This window comes from Ruegeria sp. BE1, from assembly GCF_056538885.1.
Genome location: NZ_JBQFTY010000002.1, coordinates 486,693 through 509,159, shown reverse-complemented (window position 1 = coordinate 509,159; position 22,467 = coordinate 486,693). Strand labels below are relative to the sequence as shown.

The window sequence follows — 22,467 nt, the reverse complement described above, 5'->3', positions numbered from 1 at the left end:
CAGAGCGCAATTGTTGATTGCGCGTAGAAGGAAAAAACTCGACCCTATCACGAAAATATAGGCTTGCAGTCGCGCACAAGAGAAAGTAATCGACACCCAGTGCCCCTATAGCTCAGCTGGTAGAGCAACTGATTTGTAATCAGTAGGTCCGCGGTTCGAGTCCGTGTGGGGGCACCATTTAATTCATAAAAATTAAAGCCTTACGGAAATGACGCGGTGCTTCTGGTAATGCATTCGTGCGAAAGCAGACATATAGCAGACATTGCGCGATTCACATTCAGTACATCCTCGCATCTCGCTCCTTGATACGTCTTGTAAAGCTGGGCTCGGAAGAAACTCTTGTTTTGTAACGGGATTTTCCATTTATTTTCAGCGTGTTGATATGCTTTGATATGAAAGTATGCAGTTGATTGAGATTTCAAAAGCTAATCTTTGAAGAAATCCTCAGAGTCGCCGAGATCGTTTGCGATGGAAACGGCACCAGCCGCTTGCGCCAACTGAACGGCATCAAAAAAACAGGGGATGGTCACGTCTCGCGAGAATGCTTGCAGTTCATTTTCGGAGGGGATGAGTGATGTATCCAGACGGGCTTGCGCTTGTATCAAAGGCATCTCTGCCAGATGCCCCAAAAGTTGGAAAATTCGTGTCGCGGCCTTTGGGTGTGTGCGGCCCTCAGGGGAGTTTTTTGCGTCTTCCAGTTCGATCAGCATCATTATGCCTGAGATTGCCAACACCTTTTCACGCAACTCATCCCAACTGTCAGAAATGTAAGCGCCTAGCAGTATATCGGTGGCTTCATGATCTGCCTGCATTTCGAGACAAAGAGGAGCTAAATGGCGAAGGTCGTAACGGATGACATCAAGAGTATGGGGCTCCTGACGGGACCGTTGCGCAACGCCAAATTTGTTCGCTAGGTCGAAATGACCTAAGTCGAAGTGGCTTAATTCGTGCAGCACTAACCAAATTGATGCAGTTTGGATCCGACTACAAACAAGCCTATCTTCCGCGCTTTCTAAAAATTGTCCGCCAGTGCGGTTTAGTGAGTAGCTGCTCCAGAATTCTCTGATACGCACCTCTAAGCCCGTCGATATCTCCAGCTCTAGCCCACGTTCCCTACGCTCAATAGAAGCCCAGAAGCGAGAGTCTTCAGTAATAATCTGCCGTACGCGCAACGGGTTACTGGTAAAGTGGGTAGAGCGTATTCGTAAGGCTTCAGAAAGTGTTGCGTCGGACTGGCTTGTCAAAATTTTCGACATGCATTTGCTTTCAAACGATAAATCAACACAACTTTAATTCCTAAGTAGCTGCAGTTGCTCTACTCAAAAGTATTTTGGAGACGCGACGTCACTGTATGCCGAGCGGTATTTCCGCGTTGGACCATTTTCCCTTCTCATTGTCCGTCGGAATGTGAGGTCGTACCTGTTCAACGCTGCGAACAAATAATTGAGGGGGATCGACTGCCATATTCCAAATATGGAATACATAAGCATCGCCGATTTGATCGGCTTTTTTCCACTCGTTTCTTGAAAGGTAGAAGCGCAGTGGTGAGGCGATGGTTGATTTAACTTCGATCATCTTATTGACTTCAACACCGTCGTTTAAATCGTATGAAAGTACATCGTAACCTGCATAGTTGTCGTCAAGCCCTTTCCATTCAGGACGTCTATCGATCCCGAGAAGTGTTAAGCGCTCAATCTCAGAATCTATTGTCAGACTCTCCGCAATCCGCGCCTGCGCCATCTTTTCTACGTCTGTAGCCAATCTTGAGTGAGCTAGAATATCGTCCCACCAAGAAACTACTTCTCTACTGGGGGGGGCTTTCAAAAGACCAGCAGCAGCAAACACATCAAGGTCATCATCGCGGCTTTTTGAGCTTTCAACAAGTGAGCCGATGAAGCGCATACGACCCTGCCTCATCGATCTTGCCCATATTGGTTGATGTCTGACAACTACTGCTTTGATACACTCTTGATAGAATGGTTCGCCGTCAATTGCGCAATTTGGTTCAACGCTGTCGTGAAGATGTATTGCAGCGTCCATGTCCAAGCTTTCTGCATCAGCCTCAACTTTTTTGACAAGTTCTACGATGTCCAAAACTCTCAATTCTGGGTGGTTAATGGTGTACTGGCGAATAAGGCGCAGTCCCTCAAAGCATGCGAGCGAAAAAAGGCGCTCTGTAGATGGAACTACGGTCATAGCTGCTCTTCAGAAAATTCAGGAGCCCGATTTTCTAGTTCTGTGATCAGATCAACAATGTCCTGAATGCCAACGTCATAGTCGATTGGATCGTCTGCTTGTTCCTCATCATATGCGATTTCATGCAGGTCAGGATCGTCCAGAAGTTCCTGCATATTTCGAATTTTCTCAGTCAGTCGCCTACTGACGGACACATCAATGCTGCCGATTTCCGCTGGAGCACGACTGCGATACACATAAATGTTGGTTTCTTGATCTTCAGGCAAACCAAGGCGGTGTATTCGATCTATCGATTGAAGATAGTGTGTGGATACATAGCTCCGATCTAAGTACAGGGCGTTGTGGCAAACCGTATGAAGGCTTATCCCTTCCCCCGCTGCGGCTGGGTTTGCAATCAATACTGAACAGTTATCATCTTCATGAAAGCGTTTGATCTTGCCTTCGCGCGTTGCAGGATCATCTTTGGATCCAGACGGCACACCACCATGGATAAAAACAGGATTTATATCCGCGAGTGAACTATCAAGGCTGTGAATCGTGCCTGTGAAGATAGTCCAAATAACAGATTTTTCTCCGCGTTGGGCAAGTTCTCGTGCATGCTGCATCACTGCACGCATTTTGGGTGAATGTCCTTCATCGAGTACGGCCTCAACAATTGAGGACGAAATCTCGACATCATCGTTTGCCATGGCATTCAACGCGAGGGTAGGGCTCACAGACAACTGTAGTAGCCTCATTGCGGATCTACGTGCCTTGAGAATCTGTACCTCGTTCAACCCTTCTGAGGCGCTCTTGGCATAGTTTCGTAAGAACTCATCTCGAACGATTGAGTACAATGCCAATTGTCCTTCTCCCATATCGAAATCCGGGAAATGGCGCTTTGCATCAGGTAGCTTGAGCTCCTTTTTTGTTGTTCTAACGTATAGATTTCCCAGAACGTCACGTGGAGGCTTTCCAAGCGCAATCTCCCGCCCCAGCCCCTGACCTGGCCATAGGAACTCCAATTGAGATTCAATATCTGATGCCGACTGCGGCATGGGCGTCCCCGACAAGATATCTCGTCGTACTGGAAGGGAAGAAATGCCCAATAGAAACGATCCGCGTTGGGAAGCCCAGCCTGCTTTCATCCTATGGGATTCATCCAATACTAAGTGGGTGGGTGTGCTTGCTATATGATTAGCTAAAATGGCTTGTTGCCGTATCGCCATATCATACGAAATTATGAAGCGCCTTGCTCCAGAGGCTAGGGCAGTCGTTGTTTGCTCTTCACCTTTGTCGAGAACAGTGAATTCTTCGCCAGCATTGTCGGGTGCATCTTCGCTGATACATTCACCCACGATGTCCTTCCAAGCTTGGAAGGCGGCTTTTGGAGCCACAACAATCAAATGCTGATCTGGCTCACATACAAGCATGTGTAGTGCGAATGTAACGGTTGTTTTTCCTGCCCCGGGTACAGAAAAATTGGCTCCATTTGACAGACTGAGAAGGTGCGAAATGTCCCTTAGCTGAAATGATTTGAGCTTTCGTTTAGTGAAGCCGTATCCAAGAAGCTTTTCTTCGATTTCTTCTTCGGAAAGTACCTCTTTAGGTTTTTTCGTGCGTAAACTACGCACGGCTTGTACTTGTTTTGCGAACTCGGCGAGTTTCGCTTTGGCCGCTTCTGTCGGGCTAAAACGAAAATGGTAGTCAGTTTGTGCGGAACGGGTTCCAAACTCACGAACTACAGTAAGAGTGTCTGGCCATGAAAGGCGGATGCTGTTGGATGAGCTTTTATGTTCAATACCACGAGATAAGATAAGCGATTTGATATGCCCCCAGACGGAGGCGTTCACGTTCTCAAGCGATATGGTTAATTCGCCCTCATTGTATTGATTTACGTCAACAGTGACTTTCGCTAGGTCATCAGTCGTCACCAGTTCTATCCCCTTGAGACGTACTGGTTTCTAGCGCTTTGCTGACATCTCTTTCCAGCCTACTGAGGATGTCACCAATTGCGGAAATCTGTTTTAGCATCGGGTTGTAGGTATTTGAGCCAGCGGTTGAAATGTCGATAGCAGCCAATTTCGAGTGAACCTGTCCCAGCGATTTTAGTGCTGCGTCTTTTCGCTTCTTCCCCTTTTCGCGCTCAATCGCCGTAACACATGCATCAACTAACGCCTCGATCGCATCATCTTTGGATTCAGGTTCACGGAGCGCGTTTACAAAAGGGCTGTAGTTGAGAACTTCTTCATCGTCATCAAGCGCAAAGTCAAATTCACCATAATCTTCTGTTTCGGCTTTCGAGAGCTCTATTCCCAACTCTTCAGTAACAGATTGCACAACTTGTGGTGCAAGCTTCCCAAATGCAGCATTGAAGTTGTAAATACGGCCAGAAAACCGATCAGCATTTTCAAAAACGGACCAAGCTATTGCGCGGCTTGCACTCTGCAATTGCGCATCCTGCGGCCCAATTTGTTTGGGAATGTCTTTGAATAGTTGTTCGCCATCATCCGCAACGAGAGCATATTGACCGGGCTTTTGTGCCCAATCGGACAGATACAACTCTGCCTCTTCTAATGCTTGAAGAAGATTTTTGATTTCTGCGGGCTTACGTCTAAGCTGATTGGCAACTTGATCAACTGATCGCCCTTTTTGACGTTGGCGGCGAACCAACTGAGCTTCACCAACCCAATCATAATCCAGTTTTGTTTGAGGGCGTGCCTGAAGCGCAGCCTCTACATCATCAATATCGTCAGCAGACGCATCAGATGGTAGTACTGCACACTTGACGTGTGAAAACTTAGAGAACTGCGTGGGATCATTTGAGTACAGGTCCCGCATTGCACTCAAACGTCGGTTCCCGTTTACAACCACTCCAGTCGACGTAACTAATAGGGGATCGCGCTGTCCTTCGGTGGTTAGGATTTCATCAATATTTGCCACCGAAGCTTTGGCACTTTTTGTGATTTTCCTTAAGATAGCGTGCTGTTCATGTTGCGCTTCGGTGGATTCCTGGCCTTTCGAAAAGTAGGTGGTTCCTAGACCTTTCTTAGCGATGGCGTTCTGTTGTTCAGAAAATGTACGGCAGTTGGCCATGCGATATACAGGAAGGCCAATGTCAAGCACCACGACTTTGAGGTCTATGGCTTCTCCCCGAAAATCATCCAGACGGTCAGTTCGCTCTGATGCTTCTAGCGCTTTGGAGATGATGGCTTGTCGTTCGGAGCGCGGTTTAACGTGTATTTCAAAAGTCATTTAGGCCTCAATCAAATGCAACAACCAACAGCGGCAATGTTATTACCCGGTCAAACAGTTTAAGCTCTCTAATTACGCGCTCAGCGTATGCTATGTTATCGCCCATTTTTTTGGCTGCTTCTTGTGTGGGTAGAGCGAGAGCCGCAGTTTCTATTCGACCTGATTTGTACAAGTATTCCAGTTTAAGTAGGTCGTAAGGCGCACGGCTCATATTGCCAGTTTGTAATTGAAAGGCCATATCTTCTTTCAACGAGAAGACTTTGATCATGGAGTCGCTATCCAGTCTAACGTCCAGCGCCCAACCATCGTTTAGAAACTCGTTTTCGACATGCTCTCGAATTTCTCCTGTACATCCTTTGGCAATCTTGATTGCCGGAGCTTCGAAGACATCAGTGAGCCACTCTTTCAATTCTCGCTTGTCCCATTCTGAACCGGCGCTGTGGTGTTCTTCGTATGTGTAGGCTAATTTCATTTTTTAACTTTGGCTTTAGGATCATAAACTGGTTTGTTCATCGGACGAGTGCGAAGATTACCCGCTCGAAACTGATGCACTCGGTCCCACGCTATATCGATGTAACCTTGGTCCAGATCGCATCCGTAAGCATTTCTTCCGTGCTTTAGTGCAGCTATCGCTGTTGAACCAACGCCCAAATACGGATCCAGAACACTAGCTCCCTCATTTGTTAGCGACAGCACGAGACGTTCTACAAGGCCCACAGGGAATTGGCAGGGATGATCCGTTTTCTCGACGTGGTTGGATTTTACATTTGGAATATCCCAAACATCAGATGGGTTTTTTCCCAGAGGATTGCTAGATAACTTTCCTTTGTTGGGACCTTTGAAATGTTTCTTGTTTGGGTACTTGGTCGGGACCCTTACGGGATCAAGGTTGAAGATGTAGTCATCAGATTTTGTGAACCATAGAACGGTTTCGTGGCGTCCAGAGAACCGTTTTTGACAATGCAGGCCATGTCCGAAAGTCCAAACCATACGGTTGCGCAACTGGAGACCATGATCTTTGAAAATATGGTACAACAGAATATCCAGTGGGAACACTTCGCCACTGTCAACATGGTTTCCTACTTGCCAACAAATAGAACCTTTTGGGTTTAGTAGGCGAACGGCTTCTGCGATGCACGCCGCTTGTTCTGCTATATAGACATCCTGTGAACGGCGCTTCTCGTATTCCTTCCCGATGTTGTAGGGAGGGGAGGTAACAATCAGATCCATAGATTCGTCTTCAAGTTCTCTCATGAATTTGAGGTTATCTTGACACTTGATGTGAGCGTTTGCGTCTCGCTGTAGTCGCTCAACCCCCGCTACAGTACTGATTTTTCTTCTTGGACTTGCCGTCAACTCCTGCTCCAATCCCTCTTACGCATGTTCTTCTATTGTTCTATGCTGATATTGTGCCTGAGTTCGCCGCGCTTGTGAAGTGGATTTTGACTATATTTAGGCATCTTACACAGGTTTGTCCCAACATGATGGGGCCGGTGTTTGATTTGTGGGTGCCCTAGTTTCCCAGATTCAGCATATACATGCATTCATATGCTCATATCGCCTCGACCCATTCGGGCACCTAGGTTCGCACGAGGAAAGCCCGGCTGGAAAACCAGCGGCACGTGAGTTCCTCGTCTCGTCGTCTGTTCCGCACGGTGCCGATCTGCTCGCCACGTTCGCGTGAAGTTCAACCGGAATTACTGATATTCTTGAAATTTTAGTCAACAGACTTAACGTACTTGATCTTTTCCAATAAACCTAGCAAGCGTGCGGAGCGCATATTCATGGTGATCTCTACCAGCAGTGCTACCACAATAGTCTTTGAGCACAATTGGCTCGATTCCAGCCTCGAATAAGTCAACGGCGCATTTGGTTACACATATGTCGGTATCTATGCCGCATATATCTATAGTTTCTATCTCGTTCGCAGCTAAGTAGCTTAAGAAATCCTTCCCGACACAGGTGTAGATAGGTTTTTCTACTACAAGTGCATCCTTTCTGAGATCAAATGCTAGGTCGAATTCACCGCTGTCCCTTTGGAGACGATTCCACCCAATAAGCTTCCTGTAGAATGATCCTTCTTCGTTGAAAAACTGAGTGGCAACTACGTATTCGTAGGAATGCTGTAGCTGTTCCACTAGAGTGGGTATGTGCTTAGTCGAGCCGTTGACGAACCCATTCTGTACGTCAACAATCAACAAGGCGTCTGATGTGTTCACTTGGTCATTCATCGGTTGAAGTTTCTCAAATTCTTTGATGAAACTCAACAGCTTATGATACGACCGGCGTCTTGCTGCATGAGACGCCAATTCGAGTTGACTCAACCTCCTTCCGCTTTGTTTTCGACCGTAGTGTGTTCTGGGCCTGAAGTATCAGTGTGCGACTACGATGACCTGCTTTTGCTGTGGTTTATTTGGGCACTATACGGCATTGGTGAATACCGCAAGATGTGTGCGGTAGTACCGCACATCTTGGCAAGGGGGTCCGCTGCGCGCCCCCGTTGCATCCCCCTAGGCCGTGACTGGAGCAGGGCATTGAACCCTAAACCAGTCAGCAAACATATCGATGTTTGATCTCTCGTCGGGGAGAAGTCGTCTCTCCCCAACACCCCATAGATCAACCCTACGCGGATTGAATGCCGCCAGCTTGTCGAAGCTGAGCCCGAGCAGAGAGATTTCACTCTCCCTGCACCCATCGACTTGGGTGGCGTTCCTGCCCCCAAGACCCCAGACCATGTTCATGTAGACCAAACGGTTCATCCCGTTGGATTGCTGTCTTAGGGCTGCCGCCCCCAGCGCGGCACAAAGGGTGGGGCCTCGCCATGCTCGCTTCATGTGCATTGCAGCTGCGCGTGGCTCTGGTCCCGCGTAACCGCGCCTTTGTTCCTTGCACCCCCGCTCCTCGGCGGAAGCCAGACTGTTGCATGCGCAACCCGTCATAAATGAGAGGAGAAAAAGACAATGCCGCAACTATACGCACAACCATACGATATTTCCGCGAATGGGTTTTACTTTGAGAGCTTGGACGAATTCAGGGGGAAGGCGAGAGCAAATAAAAACGGCCACGGCGATGCTGTTGAGGAATATGAAATTCAATTCATTGATGGAGATCATATCGACTGTGATCTGGCTAAGGCATGGGGGATCAATCAGGCTAACATGGGGCCATACTTCGATGTCTGTGACGAATGGGAACCCTACCAGAAAATGATCTTTATCATCGCCGTAGGTGAGGTTGGATACAGCTTTGACCCTGATGACGTACATCCAGAGGAATTTGATGTGGAACTGTATCATGTGGACAGCATGAAGGAGCTAGCAGAACAAATGATGGATGAAGGGCTCTTTGGGGATATTCCGGATCATTTGCAGCGTTACATTGATATGGATGCTGTCGCCCAAGACCTATCCTATGATTACACAGAAACGGAGATTGCTGGGGAAGCTGTGATCTATAGGGCGGCCTAGGGCCGCTCTCACGTATTTATTCGATCAGCAACTTTAATGGACTTCCCTTGATTACGCTTTTCGCCACCCGAACAAACCCTTTATCTCAATTTTAGATCGGAAATCAGCACCACAATTAGTACACAAACTAATTCCGGAATATTCACAGTTCTCGCAGCCTAACATAGCACCATACCTGTTTGAATGGCTTGCAAGAATGCGTCCTCGTTCACAATTTCTGCATTTTCCACAGTTTTCGGGGCCATTAACGTAGTCACAACGTGGGCACTTTGCTCTCCACATCGTATCAAATCTCATTCAAGTATCCTATTCTAACCAAGACCTTACTATCAGATACACAAGCATCACGACCAAACAAAATCAAGATTTTTTGCTGCTTAAACATATAGCCCCTTGGGATTCGTCTTCGAAGCAAAAAACAGTAAGCAGAGCCTGAAGCAGTCCAAATCTACTTTGCACGGTTACGCGCAGCATTATAGAGCCGCAGCTTGTCCTTAAGCCCTTTGTAGTAAGAAGGGTATGGCAACAAATCTCCTTCTTTCACACCCAGCATCGCCAGTTCGCGGGTGTTCAAATCCTTCTTGTTGGGAAGGTCCAGCCAGTCCGGTAACTCGTTCTTGCGCAACCAGTTGTGCAACGCATGGTACAATCCGTGGTCCAGATGGCGCAGGTGGTGTCGACCCAACCCATTGCCAAGCCATGTGTGGTAGACCCGCGCTATGAACGCGACGCATGTTTCTTTGCGATCTTGCCGATCCTGATACAGCTCAGGTGCCTTGTCCGGTAAAGACACCGAATAAAGCTGATCAGGCCGCGCTTCGGGTAATAATAAATGCGTCAGACCCAATTCCTTTCCAAGGCAGGCATAAATATCTGCTTTTTCTGCCCCATTTACGTTGTTTGGCAGAGCCTCTAATAATTCATCAACTATTGCGTAAAGTTCATTTTCAGTCATAATCGGAATCCATTATTAACGAATTATTATAAAATTTATAGTAAATTAAAATAAAAAGCATTTAATGAGGGTGAATTGAGCACGCAAACAGAGCAGCGCAAAATAGGATTTAATTCAAACACGGCCAAGGCGGTTATGCGTTATGCAATGCTGCCTGATATTATTCCAAGAATACGTGCCTTGGGCTTTCATTTTGGTCACTTTGCGTACTTGATAGCACTGGTACTCCGCTCAGCTCGCCTCATCCCCGAAAATCACCTCGCACTGAACCCGGCCAATATAGGTCAGTTTGGTGTTCGACAGGTTCTGGCGATAGCTGCCAACAATATCACTTGGTCAACGCGCAATATCGATCAGATTGCTATTTTCACGGCAATTGTCTCCGGCCTGATCATGATCGCCATCCAAGCCGTGCTGATTGCTTTCTACGCGTTTTTAGGGGTCGCCCATGCTCAAGCACCGGGAGGTGCATCAGGTTTCTTTACGACACCAACAGCGAACGTACCAACAGATGCGGCGTTAGTAATGCTGGAACAAGTATTCGGGGCCAATCTGAACGTTTTTGGAGCCGCCTCTCAGCCAACCGGAACACCCGTATATCAAGGTCTACAAGCTGTGCTTGGTTTTTATAGTATGGCAATGATGGTCATCGCGGTGATCATTGTCCTCTACTACATCATGACGGTTGTTGGTGAAGCTGCCAAAACTGGCACGCCTTTTGGTAGACGCTTTGACTCTTTGTGGGCACCCATCAGACTGGTCATTGCGCTTGGCCTTCTTGTGCCGTTGGGGAGCGGGTTGAACTCAGCGCAATACATCACCCTTTGGGTGGCAAAGATGGGGTCAGGACTGGGAACACAGGTTTGGACGGTGTTCGTCGGAGAATTTACGGCGGCTTCCAACATCGTTACTCGCCCCGAGAACAAGAGTACCATTGAACTGGTACGACGCATTTTCTTGAACGAAGTTTGTGCGGCCTCATTTAATCAAATAAATGCAAACACGCCCCGCATTCAAATCTTACAAAAGCTTGGAAATTCATCGCAAGTAGCAGATTTCTCCAGCGTTCCGAACATGATTGCCATCGCTGGAATCGCAGGTGAAACATCCGTCGACATCTCTTGGAGTAACGCCAATCCGGGTGATCAAGCCGATGATTACACCTGTGGGCAGGTTTCTGTAAGTCTTGCAGAGTTCGATCTGCACACGAATGGACAATTGGTAAACACGACCAACCCCGGGTTTTGGAGTTTTGTGTTTGGTGGTCCAAATGTTGCCAATAGAATTGGGCAACTCCACACGGACATCAAAGCCGCATATGTTGCTGAGATTGAAACGATAGCAAACGCGGTGAGACCAGCCGCCGAAGCCATCGCCAGAGTAAAAATTTCGGTTGGCGCAGCGCCAGAATACGGAGATTTTACAACACTGACCTTCATCCCCGCTTTGTTGAGGCAGGTCGCCGAAGCCTCAAACCAGCGCGTCAATCTGGAAATTGACACAAGCTTTCAAAGTCTCTCCGGTTCGACGTTTGCGCGCTCTACGGTAAGCGACGACATGACACGACGCGGATGGGCTGCTGCCGGTCTTTGGTATGCAAATATTGGGAAGATAAATCAGAAGTTTAACGATGCGATTTCCGCCGCCGCGCCAACACTCGATTCATTGTTTAGTGCAGAAGAAATGACGCAGGATAACCGTAGCGCATGGGCAAGATTATGGAACAACCGATTTGGTGGGTCTGCCGCATCAGCAAATGAGATTACAGGTGCAATCATATTTGCAAGCGATGAGTATGGTGATCATATCGCCTCTGGGGTGCCTCAGAACAGTCCACTTTATCAAGATGCCAGAGACCAAGAGGCCGCGTCGAATTCAACAAACAGATTTTCGCGGTTCGTTTTCAGAATTTTTGGTGCCAAAGAACTCTATGACCTGAGCAATACACCAAACCTTGACCCGATGTCGCGAATGGTCAGCGCGGGCCACAATATGGTGACAAGCTCAATGATCGCATTTGGTGTCGGAGGCGTGTCCAAAGTTGCATCCTTCTTTGTTGCTGAGGATGTCTTGAAGCCGCTGGCAACACTGGCATTTACGATTGGGATTGTTGGGTTCGTTGCTGGTGTGTTTTTGGCTTACGTATTGCCGTTGTTGCCGTTTATTTACTTCTCATTCGCGGTTATTGGCTGGGTTCTTGAGATTTTTGAAGCCATTGTGGCGATGCCGCTTTGGGCACTGGCACACTTGCGGATTGACGGAGATGGCATGCCAGGGCCGATGGCCATTCAAGGTTATCAGCTACTTCTTATGATTTTGATCCGTCCTGCCTTGATCATTATGGGGCTTATCGGTGGCTACATCGTATTCGGGGCGGCGATGTACTACTTCATCTCATTGTTCGGATCAGCAGTGTCGATAACACGAGCCGACTATGTGGGGGATTCAACCGGCTTCGTTGGAGTTATTGTTTACACAGTCATCTTTGTGTTCTTGGCTTACAACATTGCCCTGATGTGCTTCAAATTGATCGATGATGTGCCCAAAGGCATATTAAGATGGATGGGAAGTAGCGCGCAGCCGTTCAGTGACAGTAGAGGCGATCCAATCAATGGGTCTCGTGAAGCCGTTATTGGAGCAGTTGCGGGGGGTGGAAAGCTTGCTGCTGCCGGAGGTGGTGCGGTTGATGGCCTTGCAAGTGGCATCAGAAGAGTTTCTTCATCCCGAGCAGCAGCCAGAGGTGGAATGAGCCGAGCTGACGCTCGCAAAATGAAAGACATTGGCGAAGCCGCTGCCAAGCTGGACATTAAGAAAGGCGGTCCAACCAGTGATCTACCTAAGTCAACCTAGCGGCGGATAAACTGAAAGCCTTCGCGATCATCGATATACGCTTTATACAAAGCAAAAGGGATCGCCAAAACAGCCCAAAACGCGGGAAATAGGATCAAAAAACTAATGAGTGCTAGTGGGCCGATATCTACGTCATGATACATGGCTGCGTAGGCAGTTCCCGCGGCGGCACAGACGAGTAAAAAACACCCAAATATCCGAATGCCAGCGCGTCGGTCGGTATTTTGTAGTTTCCAGATAGAAAATGCCAATGCATAGAGCGCAAGAAACCCAACCCCGCTAACAACAACAATTAGCATCAGTGTTGGTAGAGCAAGCTGCAAAATGATGTCGGAAACATGGGCAGCGTGCGCCATTCCAATGCTCTCGCGGTACTCGATGTATCTGGTCCAAACCCACGCAATCGACAGCAGGTTCAGCGAAGCTAAAATGCTAAGAACGTGAATACGTCTCATGGCCTAGACCTTCCGTTTGAACTTTGCGGAGGGCCTGCGGCAAAAGGGGTCCCTTTAGGATAACTTTACCACAAGACGGTTCGAAGAACGCAAGTGGTAGGTTTTCCACAAGTTTTTCCATTGGCCGTAACACGTGAAATCAGCGGTCAGCCTGCCTTGAAAAGGGACCCCTTTAGACAAGGACTTTTTGCCATGAAAACCGCTTGTTCTATGGATTTCACCTGCCACACTGGGGAGGTGAAGCAGCATAAACCGAAGAAAGATGAGTCCAATCAAATAGACGCCCGCGAAGGCCGGAAGATCGGCTATATCCGCGTGTCCGATGCAGACCAATCCGAAGCGTTACAGATAGATGCACTCAAGGATGCGGGGTGCATCAAACTCTACACCGACCACGGCGTTTCAGGCGCAAAAACGGCTCGGCCCGCGCTTGATCAGATGCTCAAAGACTTGAAAGAAGGCGACACGCTCACGGTCTGGAAACTGGACAGACTGGGGCGATCCACAATCCATCTGTTGTCCATAATGGACGACTTATTGGATCGCGGCATCCACTTTCAGGCCATCACTCAAGGCATCGACACGTCAACTGCAGTGGGGCGAATGATCTTTGGCCAACTAGCAGTCTTCGCGGAGTATGAGCGCAGCCTGATCAGCGAACGCACCAAAGCAGGCATGAAGGCTGCCAAAGAGCGCGGTGTGCATGTGGGGCGGCCTAAATTATCTGCTACAATGGAACGCGCCCTTGATGAGTTAGCTAAAATTGATGTTGCATATTCGGTTTCAGACGAAGAGTTGGAACGCCATGTCGATAGGGCGGGATTTACTGCACATTCGCTCACGACCAACAAAACAAAGCACTAGCTAGTCGACGACCCTATGTGGGTTAATAAAAAGTGGCACGTCTTCACCCGCGCGATGACGACGTGCCTCATCCTGAACAAGAGCCATTTCCAGATAGGCTGTGAGACTGATCTTAAATCCCTTGTGGCTGTGGCGCTCGATGTCGAGCGCCTTCAACCATTCGTCCATGTCTTTGTCGTTGGCTTCGAGCCAGTCATAGTGTTTCCAATGCGTGCTTGGCAACGTGACAGGTTCTTCCACACCAAAGGCATTTTTGACCATCCGACCAACCCATTGTTTGTCAGGCACAAAGGTGTCGTTGATAATATTCATGCTGAATTATGTCATAAATACTGACATAATTGCAAGAACTTATCTATCAATATCATGATCTTTGGACTGAGATACCGACCGTTCGACATCAGGTTTTTCGATCCCATTGTCCAGTTCAATAGCGTCCATGACGGCCTGTTTTTCCAAGAATGTCTCTGGTTCCTTGAGCCATTCACCGTGGTCAAAGTGGGCAAGGATTTCTTCCTTGCCCAGTTCACCTTTGGTTATGGTCATTCGTGATATGTGACCACCGTCAATGCCACGTTCGGACATCTCTTCTTCCCGTTTCACAAGGACGTTCAAGCCTTCGTCTTGATATTCAAGGTTCACGTCAGTGCGATCCAGATTGACTTCGATTAGTTGGTCAGGAGTTTCCTCCGATGTGACGGTAATGTGCACATCGCGGCGACCCTTTACCGCAACCGTGCCAGTGGGAGACATTGATCTGGTGTTGTTGGACATGGTGTTTGCAGGTTTGTATCTCCGCTGGGTACCATCTCGGTCCGCGACCGTTCTCTGACCTTTTTCCTCTGTCGAGGTTTTCCTGAATTGAATCTTGTCGGAGTGGTTTTCACCGCGAAAGTTGACTTTCTTGCCGGGGGTTTTGTCGTCTTTAGACACTCGAAACATCCTTGTTCAAAATATCATCCGCTGAGCGTGGAGTGGCGGTGCTGTCAGGTTCGTGAAGGTTCACGCCGAAATGCTTGAGTTCAGGATCGTCGAACCACGCGACTTTCTTGGCGAGCATCGGGTACATATTGTCGATGAACGCAATTTGTGTGTCACTTTGCAGCCGCATCAATTCATCAGGGAAAGCAAGTTTACGCTGCGTGGGTGCGAGGTTGTCATTGTTTGTTGTCGTCGTTGATGAGGATTCACCTCCTTGACCACTACTTGAGCTAAACGCCCGAGAAAACGCATAGGACAGGTTCCATACAGTTTCCTCACCACACAGGCTCGAAAAGTAGTCTGCCGTCATTTTGTCGGCTGAACCAAAATAATTGATCATGCCTGCGTTGGAGACGAAGCTCTGCCAGCCCTTATCATAAATGCGGTCCAGTTGGTTGAGGTCTTGTACGATACCCCAAAGTTGCATTCCATAGCCCGCCATGAGGCCATAAGCTTGCTCAACCATGCTGAGACGCCCCAACGCCGCAAATTCATCAAGAAGGAACAGCACGGACTTTTCTGGTTTCGTTTCGATGTTTCGAGCATTCACGGTGATGGCTTGTTGGACCAGCAGACGCAACCAACGCCCGAACGTGTTCAACCGATCCGCAGGTAAAACCAGATAGATCGTTGTTGGTTTGGCTTTCAAATCGCCAAACCCAAAGCTGGATGTGATCAGGTTTGATCGCAAGCGCTGACTGTCCAGAAAATGCGTTTGTGCCTGTGCCGATGCGATGACGTTTGAGAGCAGTTTTTCGTCCTTCTGAAGGCAGCGACGGCCCGTACTGGAAATGATGTGATGACCGGACTTGGCCATTCTCTGGAAGGTTTCTTGTTGCTCGGGCCCGCTGCTCACCAGAATATCGCGAACACGACCCAAGTGCCGGTGGCCATCTTCTTCTTTGGCCGAGGCAACATAGAGCAATAACCCTTGAAGCAGTGCCTTTGCCTCTTCTTCCCAAAAGCTGTCCGAATGGCTGTCGCCGACGACCAAGGCGTCTGCCAAGATCATCGAGTTTTCGGTGATGTCTGGATCGTGCTTGTCCAACCAATCCAATGGATTGAAGGATGAGGTCTCAATGCCTTCAACATCCACGATTCCCCAAGGATCGACAATGTGCACGTCTTGTCCCATCTCAGATCTCCGCTTTGCGGTGACTAGGGCGTTCTCACCTTTGGGGTCGATCACCACTGCCGAACCTTCGTAGCACAACAAATTTGGAATAATCTGAGTTGTCCCTTTCCCGGAACGGGTCGGTGCAACCGTCAGAAGGTGGCGATCTCCTTTGTACGAAATTGCCTCATATTGCCCGTTAGCCATCTGGTATTCACCCAGCCGAATTCCAGTCGCGTCAAATAGCTTGTTCTTTTTTAGGTCTTCTTCCTCAGCCCACCGGCTTGAGCCAAATGTTGTTGGCTTTTCGAAGAACCCAGAGGAAATGCCCCGGAACCAAAATCCGATGCCAGCGCAAAACCCGATCAAGGCAACAAGAGCGGCTGCGTTCCACCCGATAAAGTTGTTCAGGAAGATTGCGGCCAAGACTAAAGCACCAGCCAAAACGATCAGGGCGATCTTTCGAAAGCCTGCCGAATGAGGCGAGAACAACCACCCCAGCGCAAAGCCAAGACCTGATGCTACGACGATCAAAACAATGCGTGCCATCATAGACATGAAGGCGTAATCGTAGCCATATCCATAGTTCTGTTCGAACATGAAATTACATTCCTTTTTGTTTAAAGAGAGAGGCTTAAGTTCCGTTTGCGGGTAGGTGTAGTGTCTCGATTTGGCAGTGTTTGGTGCTAGATTGATCAGTGGATTTAAGATTTGATCATTGTGCGGCACCCATGCGGACGCCAAGCCACACGCCGAGGCACGAAATTGCGATCATGATTAGAAGGTCGATGGTTGTGAAGCCGCGTTCCCCGATGATCAAGGCCATCACAATTGGCGACCAAAGACCCATGATCAGAAACGACACGCCAGCGACCACAGGCGTTTGAAAGGCGTAGGCTGCGAACAAGTTACCTAGGCCAGACAGCGGCACGATCACAATCAACATGCGTTGCCACCATTGCGGAAAGGCATCATAGAATCCTGCCAAAAGGTCTTTGGCGAAGTGGCCGCCTATGACTAAGGTTGCCATTTGGAATAGCACGAGAGCCATCGCGACCGACCCGACGGTCATTAGGTGCGGCATTGCGTTCACCAGAGTTGGTAAGGTAGTTTGCGGTGCGGCAGGTAAGCAGCCGCACCATAGTTGGATCACTTCCCGCCGTGGATTTTTCCATCAGAGGTTTGCACTTGGCCATTGCCGATGTTGGTGCCCTGATGGACAGTGCCACCTACATTGACGTAGCCAGTGCCTCCCGTGACGCGAGTTTCACCGTTGTTGACGGGCAGGACAGTGCCAGAACCTTGATTGCTCATTGATTTTACTCCGCTTTGAGCACGCACAATACGTGCCCTTCACGAATCGAATATCGCATGTCAAAAGAGACATGAGGGGACAAAGGCGTGACATTGTATTGCCAAATGGTGTCCGGTTTTGTCCCGCCTATGTCCGTCTTTGGGTGATATCTATGAGCTATACAGGCGTTCCTAAGCAGAGGGAGATGCTCCAGAAGGCTATGCAAGAATTGCACGATGAACGTGGTGTTCGAGATGCCGAAGTCATCCATGCTATCAAGCTTTGGAAGCAAGGTCACAATGATATGTGGCCGGATATGTCTTCCAAAACTTATAGACGTTACAGGGAAACTGGGATCAAGAACTTTGAGAAGGGTAATCTGATTTATACGTTTCTCAGCAAAGGGCCTGCACGTTTCAAAGTAATTTCGTCGGGCCTTTCAGGCAGGCGGGCTTCTACAGAAGATCAGATGTTTGTCGATAGTCTGATGGAGAAGTTTTCTGCCTCTGACGGTGGGTATGAATACGATCAGATAGAGAGCATGAGATTTTCATATGCTCTGTACAGACGTTCTTGGCGTGTTCCAGACGGTGCTCATTTTGTCAGGTCACTGCTTCGAATAGAGAAAGAGGGTGGTGTCTATCGTCTAACTGAGGTGCAAGATTTTGAAGCTAGAGGACGGCACAGATATGAAGTTGATAAGGGTTGGATATTGCCGTACTCAACAAATTTTTTTGGAATGACGAACTCGCCTTATTGTATGAAGTTTTATGACTTCCACGATCTTGATCCCGTTCCAGGGGAAGATGTTGCCGTCGATGATATGGTGGGTAATTTGATTGCCGTTGCGGGTAAGGGACCGCATCCGAGCTTTAGAATTTGGGCGCGTAGATCCCAAACAGGAGCAGTGAATTTAGGCCATTTCCATATCGATGAATTCAAGGATGATGACAGCATGACTGACATTCTCGACTATATAATGAAATTTAGTTGACTAAAATTGTCGGAATTTGATATGCTTCCCTAAATGAAGAAGGAAGCAATAGCACTTTTTGACCTAACACTTACGAAACCTGATCTCGCAACCCTTGTCGAGTTCATAGAAGAGGGTTCTGTTCGCTCAACGGAGGATGTCCCAAACATCTTTGAAGGCATGACGATGAACCAGCTATTCTTCTGTCTATCAAAATCCGAGATAATCGCACCAGAGCATCGTGGAACGTTTGCTGAGATGGCAAAAATTGCCGCCCAAGCGTGCGATGTTGAAGAAGAGTTGGATCACGATACCCGTGAAGCTGTTTCTCGACGCTTGCGGTCAATCCATTTGTAAACTCCGATTTTCCTGAAACTATTGCCACTCACTGTTGATTTTAAAGTGTTACAAAGGCTTATAGAGATAAATTGAGGTGTCGCGCAGTTCCGCGAACATGCTGTGGTGATGTTGAATTCAAATTTCGCGATAGCCTTATGCTAGTAGCAAGAAGTCGCCGTTCATCCGATTGCTTTCGTTGAAGCTTTTGAATTTCGCGCTGTAAGGCACGGTGCTCCTTTGTCTGTTCGAAAACCATGAAGTCACGCTGCTTTTGATCGCGGCGCGCGCAGGTACGCGCATCTTTTTCGTTTTGAGAGCGAATGAATTTGGCTTTGCCCGTTAGGCGATCAAACAGACCGCGCAGCCCCTTGTTGAGCCTATCGGACCGAGTCTTGGTTTCTTCGATCCAGCGTTTCTCTTGACCGTCCCTTAGCTTCTGCCGCTCTTTCTGATGGGCACGTTTGAGGTTCGTTTGTTCATCACCTAGTGCATCAAGTTCGCGGGACTGACGATCTTTGGTTTGAGAGATGAAGTCTCGCATTTGGCTCGTGACTTTGCTTCGAATGTCAGACAGCGTGTCTGCAACTGACGGTAAGCTCTCCGGTGAACCTAGCTTGGCCCGAACCTCTTTGGCTCTGAGACCAGTCCATTTGGGAATGGCGTAGATATTCCCATCGACATCTAACGCGACGAAGCCGCGCCGATCACCTTTGGCCAAGAAGTACCCCCGATCTTCAAGGGCGTTCCTGAAGCCGATCTGGCTATCGCTGCGTTCCCATGCTTGCTGGAACGCTTGCTTGATCTCGCGCGGGTCAAGATTCTGACGTTTGGCCTGTTGCCATTCTTCTAATGTGAAGTTCAGGGGGGACTTGTTTCCATAGGTCGCTTGGCCTTCTGGTAGTTGCCACCCATGATCCAGAAATAGATCGCGAGACACATCTCGCAGTTTGTTTTTGAAATGAGGCAGATTGATCGCCTTCATGTCGTCGGCATCGATGCGCGACCACACCACGTGGGCGTGGCGACGGCCTTCTTTCTCATGGAGGATAATAGCGCGGGGTTGATCACTCAGGCCAAGCTGTTCTTCAGCGCGATCCGCCGCGTCGATAAACGCATCCTCAGTGACGTCATGCCCAGTAGGTGGGTTTAAACTCAGTGAAAACATAAATTGCTTGCATTGGGTTGCTTTAGAAATCGCGTGTGTCTCGGACAAGGCACCATGAAGTTGTTCAGATAGAAATCCCCTCAACTCTAAGCAAAAGACGTGATCATTGTCACGGTCGTTCATCAGATGATCGGCCAGAGCTTTAGCGCCACCGCGTTGGGAGCCTTTGAGGATCAAGACTTGATTCCCAATGCTTCAATCAGCGTGGCCCGCAGCCATGCGACCTCAGCGACGGCGCGTTTGAGGTCAGCTTCTAATTCATCATCAAGAATCAGGGTCCCTTGATTCAGATGTTTGGCGATCTGGTTGAGATTGCTCGACGTGCGAGTCTGACCAAGACGTGCCAGTACCTCAGCCAAGAGCTGTTGCTCTGCAACAGGTGGTTTTTTCCGCCTACGGTATTTGGGGGCCTCGTCGGCAAAAACCACGGACTTGATGTATGACGCCAACGGCATGGAGCCAGCTTGGGATTCCAGTCGCTTGCGCTCATCGTCGGTCAATCTGAGAGAAAATGGTGCAGGGCGTGTCATGGGCGCGGCCCCCGCAGAAACGATTTATCGTGATCTTTCAGGATGTCATGCCAACGCTCTAGCTCGTTGAATATCTCATCCAGATCAGGTGTGTTTACGTCAGCAGAGCAGTTCGAACTCGCTCTTTCCGAGCGCACCATTTCACGACAAATTGGAAGCTTGTCATCTTCGCTGTGTGGCTTGATATGCGGACTCCATGCTTGTGCTAAACCTAGACAGTTAGCGGTGTTTGCTCCGATGTTGAACGCATCAGGTAGACAGTGGCCAAATTCATTCGCAAAGCGCATTGTATTCATTGCCTTGTGCCCTTAGTGATTTCGTCAGGCCCAAAGTGCTTTGCCCGCGTGGTGGAATGGTAGACACAGGAGACTTAAAATCTCCAGGCGGAAACGCCGTGCCGGTTCGAGTCCGGCCGCGGGTACCAAACCTATCTTGTTTGGATGGGGGGCAGCGCCGTCGGGCGGGTAGGGTAGGGCCCTGAAATACCGCCCGCCGTCTTAAACCGGAAAGCCCAGTTTTTTGATCAGGTTCCAGATGTCTCGGTTTGCCGCCGAAAGCTGGGAAACGATGTTCTCAATTTCCTGTATTGCCTGTTCGTCGACGGTATCCTCGCGGCCCAGCTTTATGTCCGTTTTCCGATCCGCGATTCGCATCAGAATGGTCTTTGGATTTCCGCTGTCGGCATCGAAGGAATAGATACAATGGTTGTACCGGTTCCGGATCGACGACAGCTTGCTGAGCCGCTGGGTGTGTTCAAGGATTGGGTCACGAATCTCTGCCGGGCGCCCCTCCATCTTGGCCAGCCGTTCGACCAGATCGATCCGGGCGCGCGTGGTGTTCAGCGTCAGAAAGATGATGACGGCCACATCTTTATTGGTGTTGCTGAGCCCTGCAATCAGGTGGATCAACAGGCTTTCCGTGTTGGTCCACATGTAGTTCAGCCTGCCGACCAGCAGGATGAGACGGTCAAACCGGGTTTCAAGCGTCTCAGTCAACGGTCTGACCCGTCTGTTCGTTTGAGGTGACTTCGAAATAGAACTGCGCCGCCGCCGTTCTGTTGCTGACCCCAATCTTTCCCGCCACATTGTGCATGTGCAGCTTTACCGTGTGTTCGGTAATACCAAGGTTTGACGCTATGATCTTGTTACTTTGCCCTTTCGAGACAAGTTGAAGGACCTGCTTCTCCCGCTTTGTCAGCCGCTCATAGGCCGGATGCGACGCCCTTGGTTCAGATGTCGCGCCAAAGTTGGAGCCGTCGAGCGTGCGCGGTTTGGTCTGCGGGCGCGTGTCGGGCACGCAGTCTGCCAGGAAACTGGGCAGGTACAGCTCTTCGTGCATTAGCAGCCTCAGAATCGAACGCCATACATCCGGCGCCACATTCATCGGTAGGTAGCCGATATCGCCATACAGACGACGGTCCCATGCCTTGAAAAGCGATCGTGCTGCACTGTCTTTGCGATAGGCAAAGGCCAGGCAACCAGCGCCGGCGAGTTCGGAATAGACCTCGGGGCGGGTCAGCAGATCATCCAGCATGATCTGATCGACGACCACGACCTGACCGGCGCCGAATCCCGAGGTGCCCGCCGCTTTCATTTGGGCGATGTCATCAAAGCGATGCGCGGACACGCCAAACTCTGACTGCACACTACGAAGAGTTGGATTTGAAAAGAAGAGTTCCTTGCCGATGAAATTGATCGAGAAATCTTCGGGACTTACATGAATTTGGGCAACACTATCCTGCAGCGGACTGCTCATTACTTCCCCCTATAAACCACACCGCACAAAAAAAGCGGCGAAATCGTAAACAACACGCGGAGCGTAAATTAACGGTAAATTAACTGTTATTGCCTGAGCACTATACCGGAAAGTCTAAATCTCATCAACAATTCGTGTTGTCCTGCCAATTGGAACTAGAACTTTCGGTTAGGTATTTTGCGCCGAATTTGGCAAAAAAGCAGCAATATTATGGCGTTAACAATTTTGCCGAAATCTTGCCTTATTTTTATGGGCCGATCCTGAAAGTTACCAAGATAGTGGTTAATAATTGTTT

At 49.0% G+C, this 22,467-nt stretch carries 24 protein-coding genes and 2 tRNA genes; 7 read left to right on the top strand and 19 right to left on the bottom strand.

Annotation, left to right across the window (positions count from 1 at the left end; translation table 11 throughout):
- The first annotated feature begins 101 nt into the window (after window positions 1–101).
- A tRNA-Thr gene (locus ACR0J5_RS08760) sits at window positions 102–177 on the top strand.
- Between the two features lie 248 nt (window positions 178–425).
- Here ACR0J5_RS08760 and ACR0J5_RS08755 read toward each other — a convergent pair.
- From ACR0J5_RS08755 to ACR0J5_RS08725, 7 genes are all read right to left on the bottom strand, one after another.
- Window positions 426–1,256 carry a hypothetical protein gene (locus ACR0J5_RS08755; RefSeq protein ID WP_480652380.1) on the bottom strand — a complete coding sequence of 277 codons (831 nt, stop codon included), beginning with the start codon at window positions 1,254–1,256 and terminating at the stop codon, window positions 426–428.
- A gap of 88 nt (window positions 1,257–1,344) precedes the next feature.
- Complete coding sequence (locus ACR0J5_RS08750; protein ID WP_480652378.1) at window positions 1,345–2,196, bottom strand: protein NO VEIN domain-containing protein; 852 nt, start codon at window positions 2,194–2,196, stop codon at window positions 1,345–1,347.
- Window positions 2,193–4,109: an SNF2-related protein gene (locus ACR0J5_RS08745; protein ID WP_480652376.1), complete on the bottom strand. Its 1,917-nt coding sequence runs from the start codon at window positions 4,107–4,109 to the stop codon at window positions 2,193–2,195. Before ACR0J5_RS08745 ends, ACR0J5_RS08750 begins: the two co-directional genes overlap by 4 nt.
- Entirely contained in the window at window positions 4,099–5,430 is a 1,332-nt protein-coding gene (locus ACR0J5_RS08740) for a ParB N-terminal domain-containing protein (RefSeq protein ID WP_480652375.1), read from the bottom strand. Before ACR0J5_RS08740 ends, ACR0J5_RS08745 begins: the two co-directional genes overlap by 11 nt.
- Window positions 5,431–5,437: 7 nt before the next feature.
- On the bottom strand, window positions 5,438–5,902 hold the full coding sequence (locus ACR0J5_RS08735; protein ID WP_480652373.1) for a BglII/BstYI family type II restriction endonuclease: 465 nt from the start codon (window positions 5,900–5,902) through the stop codon (window positions 5,438–5,440).
- A complete protein-coding gene (locus ACR0J5_RS08730) occupies window positions 5,899–6,684 on the bottom strand; it encodes a DNA-methyltransferase (protein ID WP_480652372.1) in 786 nt (261 codons plus the stop codon). Before ACR0J5_RS08730 ends, ACR0J5_RS08735 begins: the two co-directional genes overlap by 4 nt.
- A gap of 476 nt (window positions 6,685–7,160) precedes the next feature.
- Window positions 7,161–7,661, bottom strand: coding sequence for a cysteine hydrolase family protein (locus tag ACR0J5_RS08725; protein WP_480652370.1), 501 nt, complete (start codon window positions 7,659–7,661; stop codon window positions 7,161–7,163).
- A gap of 729 nt (window positions 7,662–8,390) precedes the next feature.
- On the opposite strand from ACR0J5_RS08725, the gene ACR0J5_RS08720 reads away from it, so the two are divergent.
- A complete protein-coding gene (locus ACR0J5_RS08720) occupies window positions 8,391–8,897 on the top strand; it encodes an antirestriction protein ArdA (protein WP_480652368.1) in 507 nt (168 codons plus the stop codon).
- Between the two features lie 448 nt (window positions 8,898–9,345).
- Here ACR0J5_RS08720 and ACR0J5_RS08715 read toward each other — a convergent pair whose 3' ends face one another.
- Window positions 9,346–9,852 carry a hypothetical protein gene (locus ACR0J5_RS08715; RefSeq protein WP_480652366.1) on the bottom strand — a complete coding sequence of 169 codons (507 nt, stop codon included), beginning with the start codon at window positions 9,850–9,852 and terminating at the stop codon, window positions 9,346–9,348.
- A 75-nt stretch (window positions 9,853–9,927) separates the two neighbouring features.
- On the opposite strand from ACR0J5_RS08715, the gene ACR0J5_RS08710 reads away from it, so the two are divergent.
- Window positions 9,928–12,702 (top strand): DotA/TraY family protein, encoded by a 2,775-nt coding sequence (locus ACR0J5_RS08710; RefSeq protein ID WP_480652364.1) that lies wholly within the window; start codon window positions 9,928–9,930, stop codon window positions 12,700–12,702.
- Here ACR0J5_RS08710 and ACR0J5_RS08705 read toward each other — a convergent pair.
- Window positions 12,699–13,157 carry a hypothetical protein gene (locus ACR0J5_RS08705; protein WP_480652363.1) on the bottom strand — a complete coding sequence of 153 codons (459 nt, stop codon included), beginning with the start codon at window positions 13,155–13,157 and terminating at the stop codon, window positions 12,699–12,701. The two genes, ACR0J5_RS08710 and ACR0J5_RS08705, sit on opposite strands and share 4 nt — an antisense overlap.
- Window positions 13,158–13,277: 120 nt before the next feature.
- On the opposite strand from ACR0J5_RS08705, the gene ACR0J5_RS08700 reads away from it, so the two are divergent.
- Complete coding sequence (locus ACR0J5_RS08700) at window positions 13,278–14,021, top strand: recombinase family protein (RefSeq protein WP_480652361.1); 744 nt, start codon at window positions 13,278–13,280, stop codon at window positions 14,019–14,021.
- Here the strand turns inward: ACR0J5_RS08700 and ACR0J5_RS08695 are convergent, their stop codons facing one another.
- The 5 genes from ACR0J5_RS08695 to ACR0J5_RS08675 form a co-directional block, all read right to left on the bottom strand.
- Window positions 14,022–14,333, bottom strand: coding sequence for a hypothetical protein (locus tag ACR0J5_RS08695; RefSeq protein WP_480652359.1), 312 nt, complete (start codon window positions 14,331–14,333; stop codon window positions 14,022–14,024).
- 39 nt (window positions 14,334–14,372) lie between these two features.
- Complete coding sequence (locus ACR0J5_RS08690) at window positions 14,373–14,954, bottom strand: DUF7678 domain-containing protein (protein WP_480652357.1); 582 nt, start codon at window positions 14,952–14,954, stop codon at window positions 14,373–14,375.
- Complete coding sequence (locus ACR0J5_RS08685; protein ID WP_480652355.1) at window positions 14,947–16,716, bottom strand: type IV secretory system conjugative DNA transfer family protein; 1,770 nt, start codon at window positions 16,714–16,716, stop codon at window positions 14,947–14,949. Before ACR0J5_RS08685 ends, ACR0J5_RS08690 begins: the two co-directional genes overlap by 8 nt.
- A gap of 115 nt (window positions 16,717–16,831) precedes the next feature.
- Window positions 16,832–17,200 (bottom strand): hypothetical protein, encoded by a 369-nt coding sequence (locus ACR0J5_RS08680; protein WP_480652353.1) that lies wholly within the window; start codon window positions 17,198–17,200, stop codon window positions 16,832–16,834.
- Window positions 17,201–17,265: 65 nt separating this feature from the next.
- Window positions 17,266–17,430 carry a hypothetical protein gene (locus tag ACR0J5_RS08675; protein WP_480652351.1) on the bottom strand — a complete coding sequence of 55 codons (165 nt, stop codon included), beginning with the start codon at window positions 17,428–17,430 and terminating at the stop codon, window positions 17,266–17,268.
- Between the two features lie 152 nt (window positions 17,431–17,582).
- On the opposite strand from ACR0J5_RS08675, the gene ACR0J5_RS08670 reads away from it, so the two are divergent.
- Window positions 17,583–18,404 carry a hypothetical protein gene (locus ACR0J5_RS08670; RefSeq protein ID WP_480652349.1) on the top strand — a complete coding sequence of 274 codons (822 nt, stop codon included), beginning with the start codon at window positions 17,583–17,585 and terminating at the stop codon, window positions 18,402–18,404.
- 33 nt (window positions 18,405–18,437) lie between these two features.
- Window positions 18,438–18,740 carry a hypothetical protein gene (locus ACR0J5_RS08665; protein WP_480652347.1) on the top strand — a complete coding sequence of 101 codons (303 nt, stop codon included), beginning with the start codon at window positions 18,438–18,440 and terminating at the stop codon, window positions 18,738–18,740.
- A 58-nt stretch (window positions 18,741–18,798) separates the two neighbouring features.
- On the opposite strand, the gene ACR0J5_RS08660 is transcribed toward ACR0J5_RS08665, so the two are convergent.
- The 3 genes from ACR0J5_RS08660 to ACR0J5_RS08650 are packed head-to-tail and all read right to left on the bottom strand — an operon-like array spanning window position 18,799 to window position 20,713.
- Complete coding sequence (locus ACR0J5_RS08660) at window positions 18,799–20,064, bottom strand: relaxase/mobilization nuclease domain-containing protein (RefSeq protein WP_480652346.1); 1,266 nt, start codon at window positions 20,062–20,064, stop codon at window positions 18,799–18,801.
- Window positions 20,061–20,417, bottom strand: coding sequence for a hypothetical protein (locus ACR0J5_RS08655; RefSeq protein WP_480652344.1), 357 nt, complete (start codon window positions 20,415–20,417; stop codon window positions 20,061–20,063). The genes ACR0J5_RS08660 and ACR0J5_RS08655 overlap by 4 nt, the downstream gene beginning before the upstream one ends.
- On the bottom strand, window positions 20,414–20,713 hold the full coding sequence (locus ACR0J5_RS08650) for a hypothetical protein (protein WP_480652342.1): 300 nt from the start codon (window positions 20,711–20,713) through the stop codon (window positions 20,414–20,416). Before ACR0J5_RS08650 ends, ACR0J5_RS08655 begins: the two co-directional genes overlap by 4 nt.
- A gap of 42 nt (window positions 20,714–20,755) precedes the next feature.
- On the opposite strand from ACR0J5_RS08650, the gene ACR0J5_RS08645 reads away from it, so the two are divergent.
- Window positions 20,756–20,841, top strand: a tRNA-Leu gene (locus ACR0J5_RS08645).
- Window positions 20,842–20,914: 73 nt separating this feature from the next.
- Here the strand turns inward: ACR0J5_RS08645 and ACR0J5_RS08640 are convergent.
- The gene (locus ACR0J5_RS08640; protein ID WP_480652340.1) at window positions 20,915–21,412 is read right to left on the bottom strand and encodes a hypothetical protein; all 498 of its coding nucleotides are present in this window, start codon (window positions 21,410–21,412) and stop codon (window positions 20,915–20,917) included.
- The gene (locus ACR0J5_RS08635; RefSeq protein ID WP_480652338.1) at window positions 21,405–22,172 is read right to left on the bottom strand and encodes a helix-turn-helix transcriptional regulator; all 768 of its coding nucleotides are present in this window, start codon (window positions 22,170–22,172) and stop codon (window positions 21,405–21,407) included. Before ACR0J5_RS08635 ends, ACR0J5_RS08640 begins: the two co-directional genes overlap by 8 nt.
- Window positions 22,173–22,467: the final 295 nt, after the last annotated feature.

Bases quoted from the DNA above. Each gene is read 5' to 3' on its own strand.
- ACR0J5_RS08715 (WP_480652366.1), bottom strand. From the start codon at position 9,852: ATGACTGAAAATGAACTTTACGCAATAGTTGATGAATTATTAGAGGCT.
- ACR0J5_RS08695 (WP_480652359.1), bottom strand. From the start codon at position 14,333: ATGAATATTATCAACGACACCTTTGTGCCTGACAAACAATGGGTTGGT.
- ACR0J5_RS08730 (WP_480652372.1), bottom strand. From the start codon at position 6,684: ATGAGAGAACTTGAAGACGAATCTATGGATCTGATTGTTACCTCCCCT.
- ACR0J5_RS08740 (WP_480652375.1), bottom strand. From the start codon at position 5,430: ATGACTTTTGAAATACACGTTAAACCGCGCTCCGAACGACAAGCCATC.
- ACR0J5_RS08680 (WP_480652353.1), bottom strand. From the start codon at position 17,200: ATGCCGCACCTAATGACCGTCGGGTCGGTCGCGATGGCTCTCGTGCTA.
- ACR0J5_RS08735 (WP_480652373.1), bottom strand. From the start codon at position 5,902: ATGAAATTAGCCTACACATACGAAGAACACCACAGCGCCGGTTCAGAA.
- ACR0J5_RS08650 (WP_480652342.1), bottom strand. From the start codon at position 20,713: ATGAATACAATGCGCTTTGCGAATGAATTTGGCCACTGTCTACCTGAT.
- ACR0J5_RS08720 (WP_480652368.1), top strand. From the start codon at position 8,391: ATGCCGCAACTATACGCACAACCATACGATATTTCCGCGAATGGGTTT.
- ACR0J5_RS08635 (WP_480652338.1), bottom strand. From the start codon at position 22,172: ATGAGCAGTCCGCTGCAGGATAGTGTTGCCCAAATTCATGTAAGTCCC.
- ACR0J5_RS08670 (WP_480652349.1), top strand. From the start codon at position 17,583: ATGAGCTATACAGGCGTTCCTAAGCAGAGGGAGATGCTCCAGAAGGCT.
- ACR0J5_RS08755 (WP_480652380.1), bottom strand. From the start codon at position 1,256: ATGTCGAAAATTTTGACAAGCCAGTCCGACGCAACACTTTCTGAAGCC.
- ACR0J5_RS08725 (WP_480652370.1), bottom strand. From the start codon at position 7,661: ATGAATGACCAAGTGAACACATCAGACGCCTTGTTGATTGTTGACGTA.
- ACR0J5_RS08705 (WP_480652363.1), bottom strand. From the start codon at position 13,157: ATGAGACGTATTCACGTTCTTAGCATTTTAGCTTCGCTGAACCTGCTG.
- ACR0J5_RS08685 (WP_480652355.1), bottom strand. From the start codon at position 16,716: ATGTTCGAACAGAACTATGGATATGGCTACGATTACGCCTTCATGTCT.
- ACR0J5_RS08665 (WP_480652347.1), top strand. From the start codon at position 18,438: ATGAAGAAGGAAGCAATAGCACTTTTTGACCTAACACTTACGAAACCT.
- ACR0J5_RS08750 (WP_480652378.1), bottom strand. From the start codon at position 2,196: ATGACCGTAGTTCCATCTACAGAGCGCCTTTTTTCGCTCGCATGCTTT.
- ACR0J5_RS08655 (WP_480652344.1), bottom strand. From the start codon at position 20,417: ATGACACGCCCTGCACCATTTTCTCTCAGATTGACCGACGATGAGCGC.
- ACR0J5_RS08675 (WP_480652351.1), bottom strand. From the start codon at position 17,430: ATGAGCAATCAAGGTTCTGGCACTGTCCTGCCCGTCAACAACGGTGAA.